The organism is Gracilimonas amylolytica (assembly GCF_002911695.1).
In the GTDB taxonomy this organism is placed as follows: domain Bacteria; phylum Bacteroidota; class Rhodothermia; order Balneolales; family Balneolaceae; genus Gracilimonas; species Gracilimonas amylolytica.
In genome coordinates this window covers 340,640-354,643 of sequence record NZ_PQBS01000040.1, presented here as the reverse complement: position 1 = coordinate 354,643, position 14,004 = coordinate 340,640, and the positions used below count along the sequence as shown (strand labels likewise).

14 protein-coding genes are annotated in these 14,004 nt (G+C 44.3%); 6 read left to right on the top strand and 8 right to left on the bottom strand.

All coding sequences use genetic code 11. From position 1 onward, the window contains the following. Nucleotides 1-4 precede the first annotated feature (4 nt). From ribD to C3B73_RS13740, 5 genes are all read right to left on the bottom strand, one after another. Entirely contained in the window at nt 5-1,135 is a 1,131-nt protein-coding gene (gene ribD / locus C3B73_RS13760) for a bifunctional diaminohydroxyphosphoribosylaminopyrimidine deaminase/5-amino-6-(5-phosphoribosylamino)uracil reductase RibD (RefSeq protein ID WP_103666176.1), read from the bottom strand. 99 nt (nt 1,136-1,234) lie between these two features. Beyond that, on the bottom strand, nt 1,235-3,007 hold the full coding sequence (locus C3B73_RS13755; RefSeq protein WP_103666175.1) for a SurA N-terminal domain-containing protein: 1,773 nt from the start codon (nt 3,005-3,007) through the stop codon (nt 1,235-1,237). Between the two features lie 137 nt (nt 3,008-3,144). Next, a complete protein-coding gene (locus C3B73_RS13750; RefSeq protein WP_232803243.1) occupies nt 3,145-4,044 on the bottom strand; it encodes an MlaD family protein in 900 nt (299 codons plus the stop codon). Nucleotides 4,045-4,089: 45 nt separating this feature from the next. Continuing rightward, nucleotides 4,090-4,839 (bottom strand): ABC transporter ATP-binding protein, encoded by a 750-nt coding sequence (locus C3B73_RS13745; RefSeq protein WP_103666173.1) that lies wholly within the window; start codon nt 4,837-4,839, stop codon nt 4,090-4,092. Nucleotides 4,840-4,842: 3 nt separating this feature from the next. After that, entirely contained in the window at nt 4,843-5,610 is a 768-nt protein-coding gene (locus C3B73_RS13740; RefSeq protein ID WP_103666172.1) for an MlaE family ABC transporter permease, read from the bottom strand. An 85-nt stretch (nt 5,611-5,695) separates the two neighbouring features. Between C3B73_RS13740 and porQ the strand changes: the two genes are divergently transcribed. The 6 genes from porQ to C3B73_RS13710 all read left to right on the top strand — a co-directional run bounded on the left by porQ (nt 5,696) and on the right by C3B73_RS13710 (nt 10,646). Then, complete coding sequence (porQ, locus tag C3B73_RS13735) at nt 5,696-6,670, top strand: type IX secretion system protein PorQ (RefSeq protein ID WP_103666171.1); 975 nt, start codon at nt 5,696-5,698, stop codon at nt 6,668-6,670. Nucleotides 6,671-6,709: 39 nt separating this feature from the next. Beyond that, complete coding sequence (gene aroC / locus C3B73_RS13730) at nt 6,710-7,900, top strand: chorismate synthase (protein ID WP_103666170.1); 1,191 nt, start codon at nt 6,710-6,712, stop codon at nt 7,898-7,900. After that, on the top strand, nt 7,897-8,220 hold the full coding sequence (locus tag C3B73_RS13725; RefSeq protein WP_103666169.1) for a tetratricopeptide repeat protein: 324 nt from the start codon (nt 7,897-7,899) through the stop codon (nt 8,218-8,220). Before aroC ends, C3B73_RS13725 begins: the two co-directional genes overlap by 4 nt. Before the next feature lie 6 nt (nt 8,221-8,226). Continuing rightward, the gene (locus C3B73_RS13720; RefSeq protein WP_232803241.1) at nt 8,227-9,210 is read left to right on the top strand and encodes a LysM peptidoglycan-binding domain-containing protein; all 984 of its coding nucleotides are present in this window, start codon (nt 8,227-8,229) and stop codon (nt 9,208-9,210) included. Beyond that, nucleotides 9,203-9,928: a CPBP family intramembrane glutamic endopeptidase gene (locus C3B73_RS13715; protein WP_103666167.1), complete on the top strand. Its 726-nt coding sequence runs from the start codon at nt 9,203-9,205 to the stop codon at nt 9,926-9,928. The genes C3B73_RS13720 and C3B73_RS13715 overlap by 8 nt, the downstream gene beginning before the upstream one ends. Nucleotides 9,929-10,070: 142 nt before the next feature. Continuing rightward, nucleotides 10,071-10,646 (top strand): sigma-70 family RNA polymerase sigma factor, encoded by a 576-nt coding sequence (locus C3B73_RS13710; protein WP_103666166.1) that lies wholly within the window; start codon nt 10,071-10,073, stop codon nt 10,644-10,646. 1 nt (nt 10,647) lies between these two features. Here the strand turns inward: C3B73_RS13710 and C3B73_RS13705 are convergent, their stop codons facing one another. From C3B73_RS13705 to clpP, 3 genes are all read right to left on the bottom strand, one after another. Continuing rightward, complete coding sequence (locus tag C3B73_RS13705; protein WP_232803239.1) at nt 10,648-11,913, bottom strand: sensor histidine kinase; 1,266 nt, start codon at nt 11,911-11,913, stop codon at nt 10,648-10,650. Between the two features lie 145 nt (nt 11,914-12,058). Continuing rightward, the gene (gene clpX / locus C3B73_RS13700; protein WP_103666164.1) at nt 12,059-13,312 is read right to left on the bottom strand and encodes an ATP-dependent Clp protease ATP-binding subunit ClpX; all 1,254 of its coding nucleotides are present in this window, start codon (nt 13,310-13,312) and stop codon (nt 12,059-12,061) included. Between the two features lie 28 nt (nt 13,313-13,340). Further along, on the bottom strand, nt 13,341-13,997 hold the full coding sequence (clpP, locus tag C3B73_RS13695; RefSeq protein WP_103666163.1) for an ATP-dependent Clp endopeptidase proteolytic subunit ClpP: 657 nt from the start codon (nt 13,995-13,997) through the stop codon (nt 13,341-13,343). Nucleotides 13,998-14,004: the final 7 nt, after the last annotated feature.

Genomic DNA, 14,004 nt, shown 5'->3' with positions numbered 1-14,004 from the left:
TGTATTAAAAATATCCGGTTAGTAACATATCATCACCTACCTGAGTCCAGCTAACGTCCTTCAGCTCAGCAATGTCTCTCATTCTGTTAATGCCGATCCCGATCAGGGAACGGGTTCCGGCTCCCAACAATTTGGGAGCAATAAATAGTTCGATCTTATCAACCAGACCTTGTTTCAACAAGGCTGAAGATAGCTGCTGCCCACCCTCCACCAAAACGGAGGTAACACCCTTTTCACCCAGTAATTTAAAGGCCTGCCTGAGGTCTGCATGCCCATCCACTTTAGAGACCTGCAAAATATCACCTCTGAAATAATTTTGCTTCATCAGTTTAAGCATAGGGTCGGCATCAGTGGCTGAGGCTTCCTTATTCCAGGTTATGATGGTGGTCTTTTCCTCAAATTTATCAGAAAAAAGATTCAGGTCTTTAGGCAGTTCATAGGGGCCATCAATGACAATGCGCTTGGGTTGTCGCCCGGCTACGTGCCTGACGGTCAGGCTTGGGTTATCTGCCATGGCAGTGGTTCGTCCTACCATAACGGCATCATATTCAGACCGCCACTGATGAACCAGTTTTCGGGAAGCCTTACCGGTGATCCATTGTGACTCGCCATCAGCGGCCGCAAGATAACCGTCAGCCGTTTGGGCGATCTTAAGAGTAATAAATGGTCGGCCGAACGTTTGGTGGTGAACAAAAAACTCATTCAGTTTTTCAGCTTCATCCCTGAGAATCCCGATTTCAACGTCAATGCCCTTATTCCTTAAATGAAGAATGCCTTGTCCATTCACAGAAGGGTTTGGATCCTTCATGGCCACTACCACTTTCTTGATGGGCAAATTACCTAGCATGTTTGCGCAGGGCGGTGTTTTACCGTGATGGGAACAGGGTTCCAACGTAACGTAAACGGTAGCCTCCTTCAGGGATCTCGGGTCTTTCACGGAATCTACAGCATTGACTTCGGCGTGAGCTTCACCGAATTGTTTGTGATACCCTTCACCGATCTTCTCACCATCCTTAGAAACAATCACACATCCAACCATAGGGTTTGGCGCTACCATACCCTTTCCTTTTTGTGCCAGCTCAAGGGCTTCAGCCATCCATTGGGTGTGGTTGTTATGGGATTTGTTTTCAGTCATACAGTAATGTAGGGTATTTTGAATTTTGAGATATTATTGAAACAAAAAAGGGTGAGAAGAAACTCCTCACCCCAAATCATTATTAAAAATGTCTGTGAATTATCGAAGCAAACGATCTCTGTTATCGACGATATCGGCATCCTCTTTGAGTTGTTCTAACCAAACAGAGTTGAATTCCTGAAATTTTTGCTGCTCTAATCTTTGACGGATCTCATTTCTTGTCTGTGCATCAAGGTTGGCAAGGTCGGCTTCATTTTTACTGACCACTTCCATGATAAAGACCGCGCTGTTGCCTGCAATGGCACCGGAGGTTTCACCGGCATCTAAAGCAAAGGCAGCTCCAATAACCATTGGCTCTCGTCCGGCACCCTGAATAACGGTTGCATTAGCTCTCAGGTTGCTTAGAGATTGCACCTCCTGTTCTGAAGACTCAGCAATGGCTTCCAGCGTTGAATATTGATCGATCAGTCCCTGAACCTTTTCAGTGGTCAGTTCTTTGCGACGTTCGATCTTAACAAGGTTTTCAACCTGCGTTCTGACTTCCTCAAATGGACGGAAGCCTTCCGGAGTGATTTCAAGTACTTCAAGCACGACGAAATCAGAATTGAGTTCCAGAACCTCTGATATGTCATCTTCATCAGAACCGTCTAAGAAATTCATGATCTGCTGACTGGTTCCGAGGCCTGAGATAAAGTTGTTTCCTTTGGTTGCAAAGGCTTCTTTAATCTCAAGGTTTCTTGAGTTGGCTTCTTCTTCAAAATCAGTTTCTTCGGAAGCGAAGAACTCAAAATCAGCCGCTCTCTCATTGGCATCATCAATAGTTGATGGCAGTGCCTGAATGTTGTAGCTCATGATCTGAAACTTGATCTCATCGCCACGCTCATCTTCCTTTTTGAGGATAGCCGCCTGATTGGCAGTCAAGATCACGTCAGAGACTTCTCCAACTTCCAGATCCAGTACTGCTTGATATTCTTCTCTCACATCATTTTCGGCTACAAAAGAGGAATTATATGAAGTGGAAGAGCCCTGACGAGCCAGAAATAAGGAATCATTTTCAGCCTGTGCAAAAGGTTCACTCAGTTCTCTGACATCTTCAATGATCTGAGCCGTATCTGCTGCGGTTGGCAGCTTGCTGAATGTAACATAACGGAAGCGGTAGCTTTCATCGCGTGTAAAACGATCTTTATTGTTATTGTAATAACTTTGAAGTTCAGAATCTGAGATCTCAAGATCTTGTTCGGCTACTTCGCTGTAAGGAAATCTCAGGTAGTTAACCTCAGCAGTGGTGTTATTGCGAATGAACTCATCTTCCACTTCCTGCTCGGTAACTTGAAGCCCGGCTGCAATAAAGTTCTGAAGTTTTTGCTGTCTGCGTTGATTGCGGAGCTGAACTTCAAGGGCTACAGCTTGTTGTGAAAACTCACTTGAGGAAAGAACCTGTTGTATAGCAGCACGATCGATAGTGCCATCTTCCCGGGTGAAGTTCTGACGGATGATCGGGGCAGGATTGTCTCCAAACACCATATCCAAAACTTCCTGATCGGAAACGGTGATGCCAAGTTCTTTCATTTTCTGATCTAACAAACGGGAGTTAACAAGTTCATCCCAGGCTTGATTCTCATAAAATGCCCGCATTTCCGGAGTCATTGAGTTCCCGGTTTGCTGACTGTAAGTGTTTGAGTAATACTGTATTCTACTCTGATATTCTTCGTTTGAGATCTTTTCACCGTTTACAGCACCCAGTGAATTCGGACCGGCTTGCATAGCATCAAAAAAGTTTACATCGGCCAAAACCCATAGTAAACCAAAAGATCCGATCAGCACCCACAGGATGATTCCGGTGCTGTTTCTCATTTTTTCCATTACACCCATAAAAGGTTACCTCTAAAAAAACGTTTATAAATTTGCGATTTGGTTACCACCAAGGCCATTTCGGTACCTTAGGTAGTAAGCTTGGAAATATAAGCCAATACCTTAGGAATTGAAAGCTGTTTCAAAGAAAAGGGTGCTTAAAATACCTCGATCAGCCTCATGTGCTTAAGATACTTACCCGGATCTTCATTTATGTTTTTGATCAGCTCGTTCAGGTTCACGGATAAGCTGTCTATGTTGTTATATAAAGAGGGGTCATTGGCAAGCTTTCCGAGCGTTCCGGTTCCGTTGTTGATCTTGGTTAACACCTCGTCAAGCGTGGTATTGGTCTTGTTCAGGCCTTTACTCAGCGTTTCCAGCTCTTTACTGGTGCTTTCAAGATTGGTGATCATTGAGGTCAGCTTCTCTTTGTTATCAGCACTGAGGTCATTCACATTACCCAGTGTTTCTTTGGCATGAATGATCATTTGATCGAGATCATCCTGTCGCTGAGAGATCACCTGATCAAGGGATGAGGTGGTGGATCTCAGATCACCCAGAATGCCGGAGATATTTTTTTTATTTGAATCACTTAAGGTCTCATTCAAGCCTTCGATCAGTTTTTCTACCCCTTGTATTGAAGCAGATATATCGTTGCTTAGTTTTTCACCCTCGGCAGCAAAACTATCCATAATGCCCTGTTCATAGACACCATCAATAGATTGTCCGTCCTGTATCATTTCCCGGGAGTCGGATTTCTGTATCTCGATGAACTTTCCACCTAAAACACCGCTCGATTTCAGGACCGCCATAGAACCCTTAGGGATCTGGTAGTCTTCTTCAATACTGAGGGTTACCAGGGTAGAATCAGAGATCAACAGGTCCATATTTTTTACAGTGCCGATCTTGAAACCCTTAATATTAACCGGGTTGCCGGGAATCAGGCCGTGTACCTGACTGAATTTGGTATAGATAATGGTTGAGGACTTGAACAACGGCTGATCTTTCATGATGCTATAGCCTACAAAGCCCACTATGATAGCTACAATTGTAGTCAAACCAATTTTTAATTCGTTGGAAACTTTTGCCAAGGTTATGGTCTCCTATGCAGTTTGTTTGTTAATTTGATATTCGCTTGCTGTAATGAAATCCATAAGGTTTTTATTATCACTGTGCTTCATGTCGTCGGTTTTGCCAAACCAGCTAAGTTTTTGCTCATCTAAAAAAGCCACCTTATCGGAAATGGATAACACGCTGTGCATATCGTGCGTGATAACGACCGAAGTGATATCCATGGTGTCAGCAAGGTTTACTATAAGTTCGTTGATCTCTCCGGAAGTGCGGGGATCCAGTCCTGAGGTCGGTTCATCATATAATAAGTAATCCGGTTTAAGGATAATGGCTCGCGCCAACCCAACTCTTTTACGCATACCGCCCGAAAGCTCAGCAGTGGATTTTGACCCTGAATCCTTAAGGTTTACCATAGTGAGTGCTTCATTCACGTTATGCGAGATCTCCTCTTCCGATTGATCGGTAAAATATCTGAGCGGAAAGGCCACATTTTCAAAGGTACTGATGGAATCAAAAAGGGCACCACCCTGAAACAGGATCCCAAAACGCTGTCGAACCTTTCGGAGTTCGGTGTAGCTGAGGTCAAAAACCGACTTTCCATCAATCAGGATCTTTCCTTCATCAGGATACATGAGGGCATTAAGGTGTTTAAGCAGTACAGATTTTCCGCAACCGGATCGCCCGATAATGGCCGTAGTTTCCCCGTCTTGTATAGTGAGTGAAACATCACGCCATACCAATAGGTCGCCAAAGCTTTTTGTCAGGTTTTTAATTTCGATCATGATCTACAACAATAGGGCTGCTAAAATGAAATCTGCCAAGAGAACAAAGATACAACTTAAAACCGTTGCACGCGTAGTGGCATTACCAACACCTTCTGCACCGCCAAACGCGTAGTAGCCTTTATAGCAGGCGATGGAAGTGATCACAAATCCGAAAACAAACGATTTGATGATCCCGAAAATAATATCTGATTCAAAGAAAAATGCCCGGCCGCCTTCCATAAACTCGGCTACAGGCAGGATCCCATCAACGGCACCGGCTGTGATCCCTCCTAAAATTCCAAAAACGGCAGCGGTGGTGTATAGGATCGGAAACATTAAAATACCGGCTGCAATACGTGGTACCACCAAAAATGAGACAGAATTAAAGCCCATGGCTTCCAGGGCATCGATTTGCTCACTGACCCGCATCGTCCCCAGCTCGGTTGACATCCGGGCACCCACTTTTCCGGCAAGTACCAGGGCACTGATCACAGCGGCCAGTTCAATAATAAGAGACTGAACCACAATGGAACCAATAATGGTACTGGGATAAATATCTGTATCAAGCTGATAGGCGGTTTGAAGGGTCATGACCGCTCCGGTAAAAATGCCCACCAAAAATATAATGGGTATAGATTCGTACCCTACCTTCACGAACTCGTGGAAGAGGTTTTTTCGGTAAGTACTGAATTCTGTGGATGATCTGAGTGCCTGATATAGTAGTTGACCGTACCTGCCAAACTCTCTTATACCACCTGCTATTCGTAGTTCTCTTATTGCGGATATCATTTCTTAATCAATAATCTTGACGTATTGCCGAAGCATTTGATTATATTACAAAACATTTCGGCCAATTGTGATTTATAAATATTTAATGCGAGTCTTAACAGCGCTACTTTTGATTTTACTGGCCACTGAAAATACTGCAGGTCAGTCGAACTCATCAAGTGTATATCGATTTTTAGAAATTTCGCCCACGGCGGGTGTTTCGGCTCTGGGAGGGAGCCATGTAGGATACCTGCATGGTGATTTTTCACTCATGCATCTGAACCCTGCTTATCTTGGATCAGTAAAGGATATGGCTGTTTCAGGGTCTTATATCAATTTTTTGGGTGAGGTGAACATAGGGTTTTCAAGTTTTAGACTGGAGGAGGAAAAGTGGGGAACCTTGTCCTTTGGAGTCCGATATGTCAGTTATGGTGAATTCGATTTTCTGGATACGGAAGGCAATAATTATGGTTCGTTTCGGGCCAGTGACCTGGCGTTATCGGGAGCTTACAGTCGACGATTACTGGAACATGTGACTGCAGGAGCTGAGTTGAGCCTGATCCATTCCACCTATGCTGATGTAAGGTCCTCGGGAATATCGATGGCAGCCGGAATTTTATATCGAAATGTGGAACAGGATTTTAGTGCCGGACTCAGTATTCGAAATGCAGGTTCGCAAATATCTAACTACGGCCAAAGCCGGGAGCCGCTTCCCCTCAATTTCTCTGCAGGGATCTCAAAAAAGCCGGAATCTTTTCCTTTTCTGATCACACTCACATTCAATGAAGTGAATGATTGGAACCGAGCTTTATATTCTGATGAATCAGACCCTTCATTTTTTGAGAATGTAATGAGGCACACGATCATTGGCGGAGAGGTAGACCTTGACGGATCAGTTACGTTAAGATTAGGCTATGACCACTACCTGCATGAAATGACCAGGTCCAGTGAAAATTTTGATCTGGCCGGAATGGCATTTGGTGTAGGAATCAATATTGGCGACCTTACGTTTGACATAAGCCGGAACTCTTACAGTGATCTCGGCGGTCTTACACGATTGAGTTTAAAAACTAAATTATGATGCCTGAATTGATTTAAGGCATATTTAACTAAGTAAAGTATGATTAGATATTTAACAGCAGGAGAATCACATGGCCCCGAACTCACAGGGATCGTTGAAGGTGTGCCTGCGGGATTACCGGTAACTGAGGAAGAGATCGCAACCCATTTGGTGAGGAGGCAACAGGGATATGGGCGCGGTGGCCGGATGGCATTTGAAAAAGATTTTGCGACCATCACATCAGGTTTGAGGTTTGGCAAGACCATGGGCGGACCTATTGCGATGACCCTGCCGAACCGGGCCTTCAAGAAGGATGATGCCGGCTGGCCAACCGTCATGAATAAAGAGACGGAAGCTGAAGGAATCGAGAAGATCACATTGCCAAGACCCGGCCACGCTGATCTGGTGGGAGCGCAAAAATTCAATTTTGATGACATTCGCCCGGTCATTGAACGGTCAAGTGCCAGGGAAACCGCGATGCGGGTGGCTTGCTGCTCCATAGCGCGTCAGTTTTTGAAATATTTTGGAATTGAGATCGGTGGGCATGTACTGAGGATCGGTTCAGTTGGCTATGACAGCTGGGAAGCGGTTCGCGAAAAAGCAGATCCATTAATGAAAAACGGAGCTGAATCGGTTTATAAAGCCGCAGATGTATCAGATGTGCGCTGTTTGGATGAAGATCTGTCTGCCGGGATGAGGGAAGAGATCAAGATATTCAGGAAAAAAGGCTCATCCCTTGGTGGGATCTATGAGATCGTGATCACCGGTTTGCCTGCCGGGCTGGGAAGTTATGTGCATTGGGATAAAAAGCTGGATGGTCAGCTGGCGCAGGCCATTCTCGGTACTCAGGCTATGAAAGGGGTGGAATTCGGACTTGGTTTTGAATCCGGTTCCCGCCCGGGGCATGAAGTGCATGATGAGATCACTTATAACAACGATACAGATCGGTTCGAGAGAAAAACAAACCGCATGGGCGGGTTGGAAGGTGGTATGACAACGGGAATGCCAATCATTTTAAGAGGTGTGATGAAGCCGATTCCCACCATGCTGGATCCACTTGGAACCGTTGATATGGAAACAAAAGAAGCTACGGAAACCCGTTATGAACGTTCTGATGTGTGTGCCTTGCCAAGAGCTGTGGTCGTGGCAGAAAGCGTGATCGCACCCGTGCTTGCAAATGCATTTCTGGAGAAATTTGGCGGTGATTCTATAGCTGAGATAAAAAGGAATTTTGAGGCGAACAAAAAATGAGTTCCCGCATACAAACATTAGCTAAAGCGGTAAAGGATCATCCGGATGATTCATTTTACAAGTTTACATTAGCTTTGGAAATGCTGAAGATCGGTGAACAGCGTAAGGCTCAGGTTTTATTTGAGAATATTTTAAATAATGATCCCGAATATATTGGGGTTTATTACCATTTAGGTAAATTATACGTTGATCTTCAGGAAAATGAATTGGCATTAAGAACGTATATAAAAGGAATTGAGAAAGCGGATCAGATAAAGGATGGACATGCAAAGTCCGAGCTTATGTCAGCTAAGTTTGATCTCGAATTAGAAATGGACTAAAACGATATGACTTTCAAAAAGTATAAAATACTCCCAATGGCAATACTGGCAGGAATTCTTCTGTTTTCAGCCGGAAATGTTTTTGCTCAACAGCAGGCTACGTATGAAGTTAAAGCAGGTGATACGCTTTATGGGATCTCGAAGTCTTTAAATGTGACCATTGCCGAGCTTCAGCAATGGAATAATTTATCAGGGAATGATATCGAGCTAGGTCAGGAGTTGATCTATTATGTGCGTGAGGAAAGTGCAGAAGGAAATGCTGAGGGTAATTCTGAACCGTTGATCAATCAGCCCTCTGCTTCACAAAATGTATTTTACACCGTGAAGAGCGGGGACACTCTATATGGTATTGCGCGCGAACACAGCATGACCATCAGTCAGCTTAGGGATCTGAATAACATCTCAGGAGACAATATACGTGTAGGGCAGACACTCTCCGTTAAGAAGAAAAATGAAGCACTACCTTCTGTGGCAGAATTTTCAGAAGAATCTACCCCACAGGGTGTATTTTCTGTATACAGTATAAAAAGTGGAGAAACGGTAAGTGCCATAAACCGGCGCTTTAAAATGACCGAAGAGGAATTTCTGAAGCTGAATCCGGATGTAGATCCAAACCGTTTGGTTGCCGGGCAAGAAGTCACGGTGTTGCTTCCACCCTCAAGAAATTACGGCAATCCATACTTACAGAAAGCAAACCTGCAGGATCTTGGTAAAGTATCAGTTTCACGATACAGCGCAAGTGATGCTCAGGAAACGACTACAAATGGAGAATTATATGATCCAAACGGTTTAACGGCCGCTCACTCAAATATGGCATTGGGCAGCATAATTTTTGTTGAAAACAGTGAAACAGGAAACGGTATTTACGTAAGGATAAATGATAGAATTACCGGAGCGGGCTTAAAGTTATCACAAAAAGCTTTTGAAACACTTCAATTAAGCAGCATGACCCAGCCCTCTGTAACGATCTATACCGAAATCAATGACTAATCAGGTTAAACAGTACTTCGAGAACACCCACACCCTGCTATACAGCTTTCTGGTTAGCCTCCCACTGTTCTTTTTGTATGAAGTTCTGATCCTTATCTCTCAGCCATCCGGCGATGCCATTGTGCGCATCAGTGTGGATGTGTGGATCAAATCGCTGTTTACCTCTCTTGGAGTCAGTGCCATTTCCTTTTCACTCCTTATCGTAGCCATCATAGGTTTGTTTATCCTTTATAAGGAAAGGGAAAGGTTGAAAACACTGAAGTTTGTTTACTTCCCCACACTTTTACTGGAATCGACCATTTATGCGATAGTGGTGGCATTTATCAGTCAGTCTTTGGTTTCGTTTATGCTGAACATGGCGGCAAGCGACCCCATTGCTACACTGACAACCACCCAAAAGTTAGCCCTTTCACTTGGAGCCGGGTTATATGAAGAACTGTTTTTCAGGGTCATTTTAGTGACGGTGTTGATCCTCGTCTTTACCAAAGTTTTCGGTAAAAAATGGGCGGCCGTTACCGCCGCGGTCGTACTCTCTGCCTTGTTATTCTCAGCTGTGCATTACATCGGGTCTATGGGGGATGCCTTTACCCTGGGTTCTTTTTTGTATCGCTTTTTATTTGGATTAATTCTAAATGGGATTTATGTTTGGAGAGGATTCGGAGTGGCTGCGTGGACACATGCAATTTATGATATAATGGTGATTGCGTTCCTATCATAAAAGAAATCACTAACGGGTTAATCAATACAATCTATTTAATATTAAACTAATCTATGGGTAGTATTCGGTTACAGTAAATATTATTTATTAAGCGTAGCGTTACAGTTCAGAGATATATTTCGAAAAAATTAGGGATGGTTAAATGTCTCAGTTAACAAGAGATGAAAAGCAGAAGCAAAAGGATTTCGATGAGGAAATATTACCTCATATGGATGCTTTGTATAATTTTGCACTTCGGCTTACCACAGATCCAAATGACGCAGAGGATCTTGTGCAGGATACTATTGTAAAAGCGTACCGGTTTTTTAGCAGCTATGAAAAGGGGACCAACGCGAAGGCGTGGATGTTCAGGATCCTCAAGAATTCTTTCATCAATAATTACCGTAAAACATCTAAGAAACCCTCTCAGGTTGATTATGATGAGGTATCATCCTATTACGAATCCATACGGGCAGAACGCACGGATACCTCCGATCTTGAAAGCCTGATGTTCAGGGAAATGATGGATGATGACCTCTCCAATGCCCTGACCCGATTACCTGAAGACTTCAGAACCGTTGTATTGTTATGTGATGTGGAAGGGTACACCTACGAAGAGATCGCCAATATGCTGGATGTACCCATTGGAACTATTCGTTCAAGGTTACATCGTGGAAGAAATCTTCTTAAGACAGAATTACTGGAATACGCCAAAAAACGCGGTTATACGGGCGACTGATCTACGCTTTCTCTTCTTCTGAATCTTTGATCTTAAGGGTAACACGCATAGTTGTTCCTTCGTCAAGCTCTGACCGAAGCACAAAAACCTGTCCTTTGTGATATTCCTCTATGATCCTCTTGGTGAGACTTAAGCCAAGTCCCCACCCTCTCTTTTTGGTACTGAAACCGGGTTTGAAGATGTTTTTGACATTCTGGATCTCAATTCCGCTACCGGAATCCTCAATATCGATGATCACCTCACCTTCCTGCACTTTAGAACTAATGGAAATGTACCCGCCGGTTTCCTTTTCCTTCATGGAATCCATGGCATTCTTCACCAAGTTTTCAATGGCCCATTGAAAGAGTTCCGGATTGATGTTTACGACCGCCTGAGCTTTCAGGTCTTTACGTACTTCTATGGATTTACTGAGACGTGGAAGCCTACGCTCCATATAGGCAGCCACCTGATCGAGGATAGGCTCGATCTCCATATTCTTCAGTTCAGGCTCAGAACCGATCTTGCCAAATCGTTCAGCCACTCCTCTTAACCTTTGAACATCCTTTTCGATCTCATTGGCGATATTCACAGCGGTTTCTTCATAACGATATTCGTCCTTTAGAAGCTGAAGCCAGCCATATAAACTTGATATTGGGGTCCCGAGCTGATGGGCTGCTTCTTTAGCCATTCCAACCCAAAGGTTGGATTGTTCAGAACGGGTGATACTTCGGTAAGTGGTATATCCTATGCCTAACAAAAGTCCTAATAACAGGATCTGTATGTACGGAAAGTAGCGAAGCATTTGTACGGTAGGACTTTCGCCATAATACACATATTGATTCAACTGCCGGTATTCATCACCGATAGAAAATTGAAAAGGCTCATTCAGGCTCTTGAACTCCCTGATGAGCTCATCCCGGAGTTTATCATCTTCAATTCTGGTCGTATCAATATTTTTGTACGCAATGATGAAATCACTTTCATCCAGCACAAGTGTGGGAATTTTGAATCGATCCTGAAGGATGATCTCTTCTCTCACAAAATCAGTGGAGCTGCCTGCCGATTCAGCATCCTCAAGTATTGTAATAATACTGTCGGGGACTTCTTCGATCTGCCTTAGCAAAGAAATAGCCTCGAGCAGCATAGCCCCCGGTTGTTCGTTTACCGGCTTACTGGTGAATTCCACACCTTTCGTCCATAATTCCACACTGGCACGTTCCTGATCGATGATCTTGGTTACCAGGTATTGGTTATAGATCACTGAACCGATCCCAAGCGTGATGAGCAAAAAAACCAGGATGAGCTTAATTTTATTAGCGGGAACGAACAGTTTCATAGGCAAAGGATACACCTATTGTGGAAAAATAGAAAGATAAGAAAGAAAAAAGCCTTCCGATCCATAGAAGGGAAGGCTATTCAGGAATAGATTTGATTTAAGCGGATGCTTTTTGTTTTTCGTACACAGGAGGTGCCTGCTTTTCAATGGTCTCTTTTGTGATCACACATTTAGAGATATTGTTCATCGATGGCAGGGTGAACATGATATCAAGCATGGAAGCCTCCATGATAGATCTCAACCCACGTGCCCCTGTTTTGCGAGCTTTGGCCCGTTTTACAATCGCTTTAAGGGCTTCTTCCTCAAATTCGAGTTCCACGTCTTCCATCTTAAAAAGCTTGGTATATTGTTTCACCAATGCATTTTTTGGAGTGGTGAGGATATCAAGCATGGCTACATCCGAAAGCTCGTGTAGTCCCGCAATAACCGGCAGTCGACCGATCAGTTCAGGGATCAATCCATAATGCTGAAGGTCTTCAGGCTCAACGTGAGTGAATATCTCAGGATCTTCTTTGTCGAATTTAACCTGCTCGCTGGTATGGAAACCCATTACGCTGGTGGAAAGGCGTTTGGCAATGATGTTTTCAAGGCCGGAAAATGCTCCACCGCAAATAAACAGGATGTTAGCCGTATCAAGTTGAATAAAACTCTGTTCCGGATGTTTACGTCCACCTTTAGGCGGAATGTTGGCGACGGTTCCCTCCAGGATCTTCAGTAAAGCCTGCTGAACGCCCTCTCCGCTTACATCGCGGGTGATGGAGGGGTTATCACTCTTGCGGGCAACTTTGTCCACCTCATCGATATATACGATACCACGCTTGGCACGCTCTACATCGTAATCGGCGGCCTGAAGGAGGTTACTTAAAATACTTTCAACATCTTCACCCACATATCCGGCTTCGGTCAGTACCGTGGCATCGGCAATGGTGAAGGGTACATCAATGATCCGTGCAAGCGTACGGGCAAGCAGGGTTTTACCACTACCGGTAGGACCCAGTAGCATGATGTTTGATTTCTCGATCTGAGTATCATCGATCTCAGAGTTTTCACCGGAAATTCTCTTATAGTGATTGTAGACGGCTACAGACAGGGTTTTCTTGGCCATTTCCTGCCCGATCACATAATCGTCGAGTTTATTCTTGATCTCGACGGGTTTGAGCATCGGTTTGTAGCTCTTTTCTCTTCGGCGGGCCAATGAGGCTAAGTCACTTTCAATGATGCTTGACGCATCTTCCACGCAGCGGTCACAAATATAAACCCCGGGACCGGCTACCATGCTGTTCACTTCCAGGCTGGAGCGACTGCAAAATGAACAGTGTACAATATCGCTGTTTTTCTCTTTATCGCTCATAACAAGCTAAATTTAATGAAAATGCCGGTTATTTTGAATTTTTGCTGGTCTTGGAGATCAGATTGTCAACCAACCCATAATCAACGGCTTCCTGTGCGGTCATCCAATTGTTACGGTCAGAATCTTTCATGATCTGCTCTACAGTTTGGCCACTGTGGTCTGCCAGGATCTGGCTCAGTTCTTTTTTAACACGAATGATCTCTCTTGCTTCGATCTCAATATCACTCGCCTGACCTTGTGTGCCGCCTAATGGCTGGTGGATCATCACGCGGGCATGTGGCAATACACTTCGCTTACCTTTGGTTCCGGCTGTTAAAAGAACGGCACCCATACTGGCAGCCATTCCCATGCAGGTAGTCGCAACATCACACTTGATGTGCTGCATGGTGTCATAAATAGCCAAACCGGCAGAAACGACCCCACCCGGACTGTTTATATAAAACTGAATGTCTTTTTCAGGATCCTCACTTTCAAGGAAAAGCAGCTGAGCTGTGATTGAACTAGCAACCGCATCATTCACCGGAGTACCGAGGATCACAATGCGATCCTTGAGCAATCTGGAGTAGATGTCATAAGCCCGTTCTCCGCGACTCGTGGTCTCAACGACCATCGGTACGAGGTTGTTCTGAATAGGTTGAACAGAATCTAAATTCGGGTCTTCAAAAAGCGGTTGCTTGGTAATCATGTTGTCC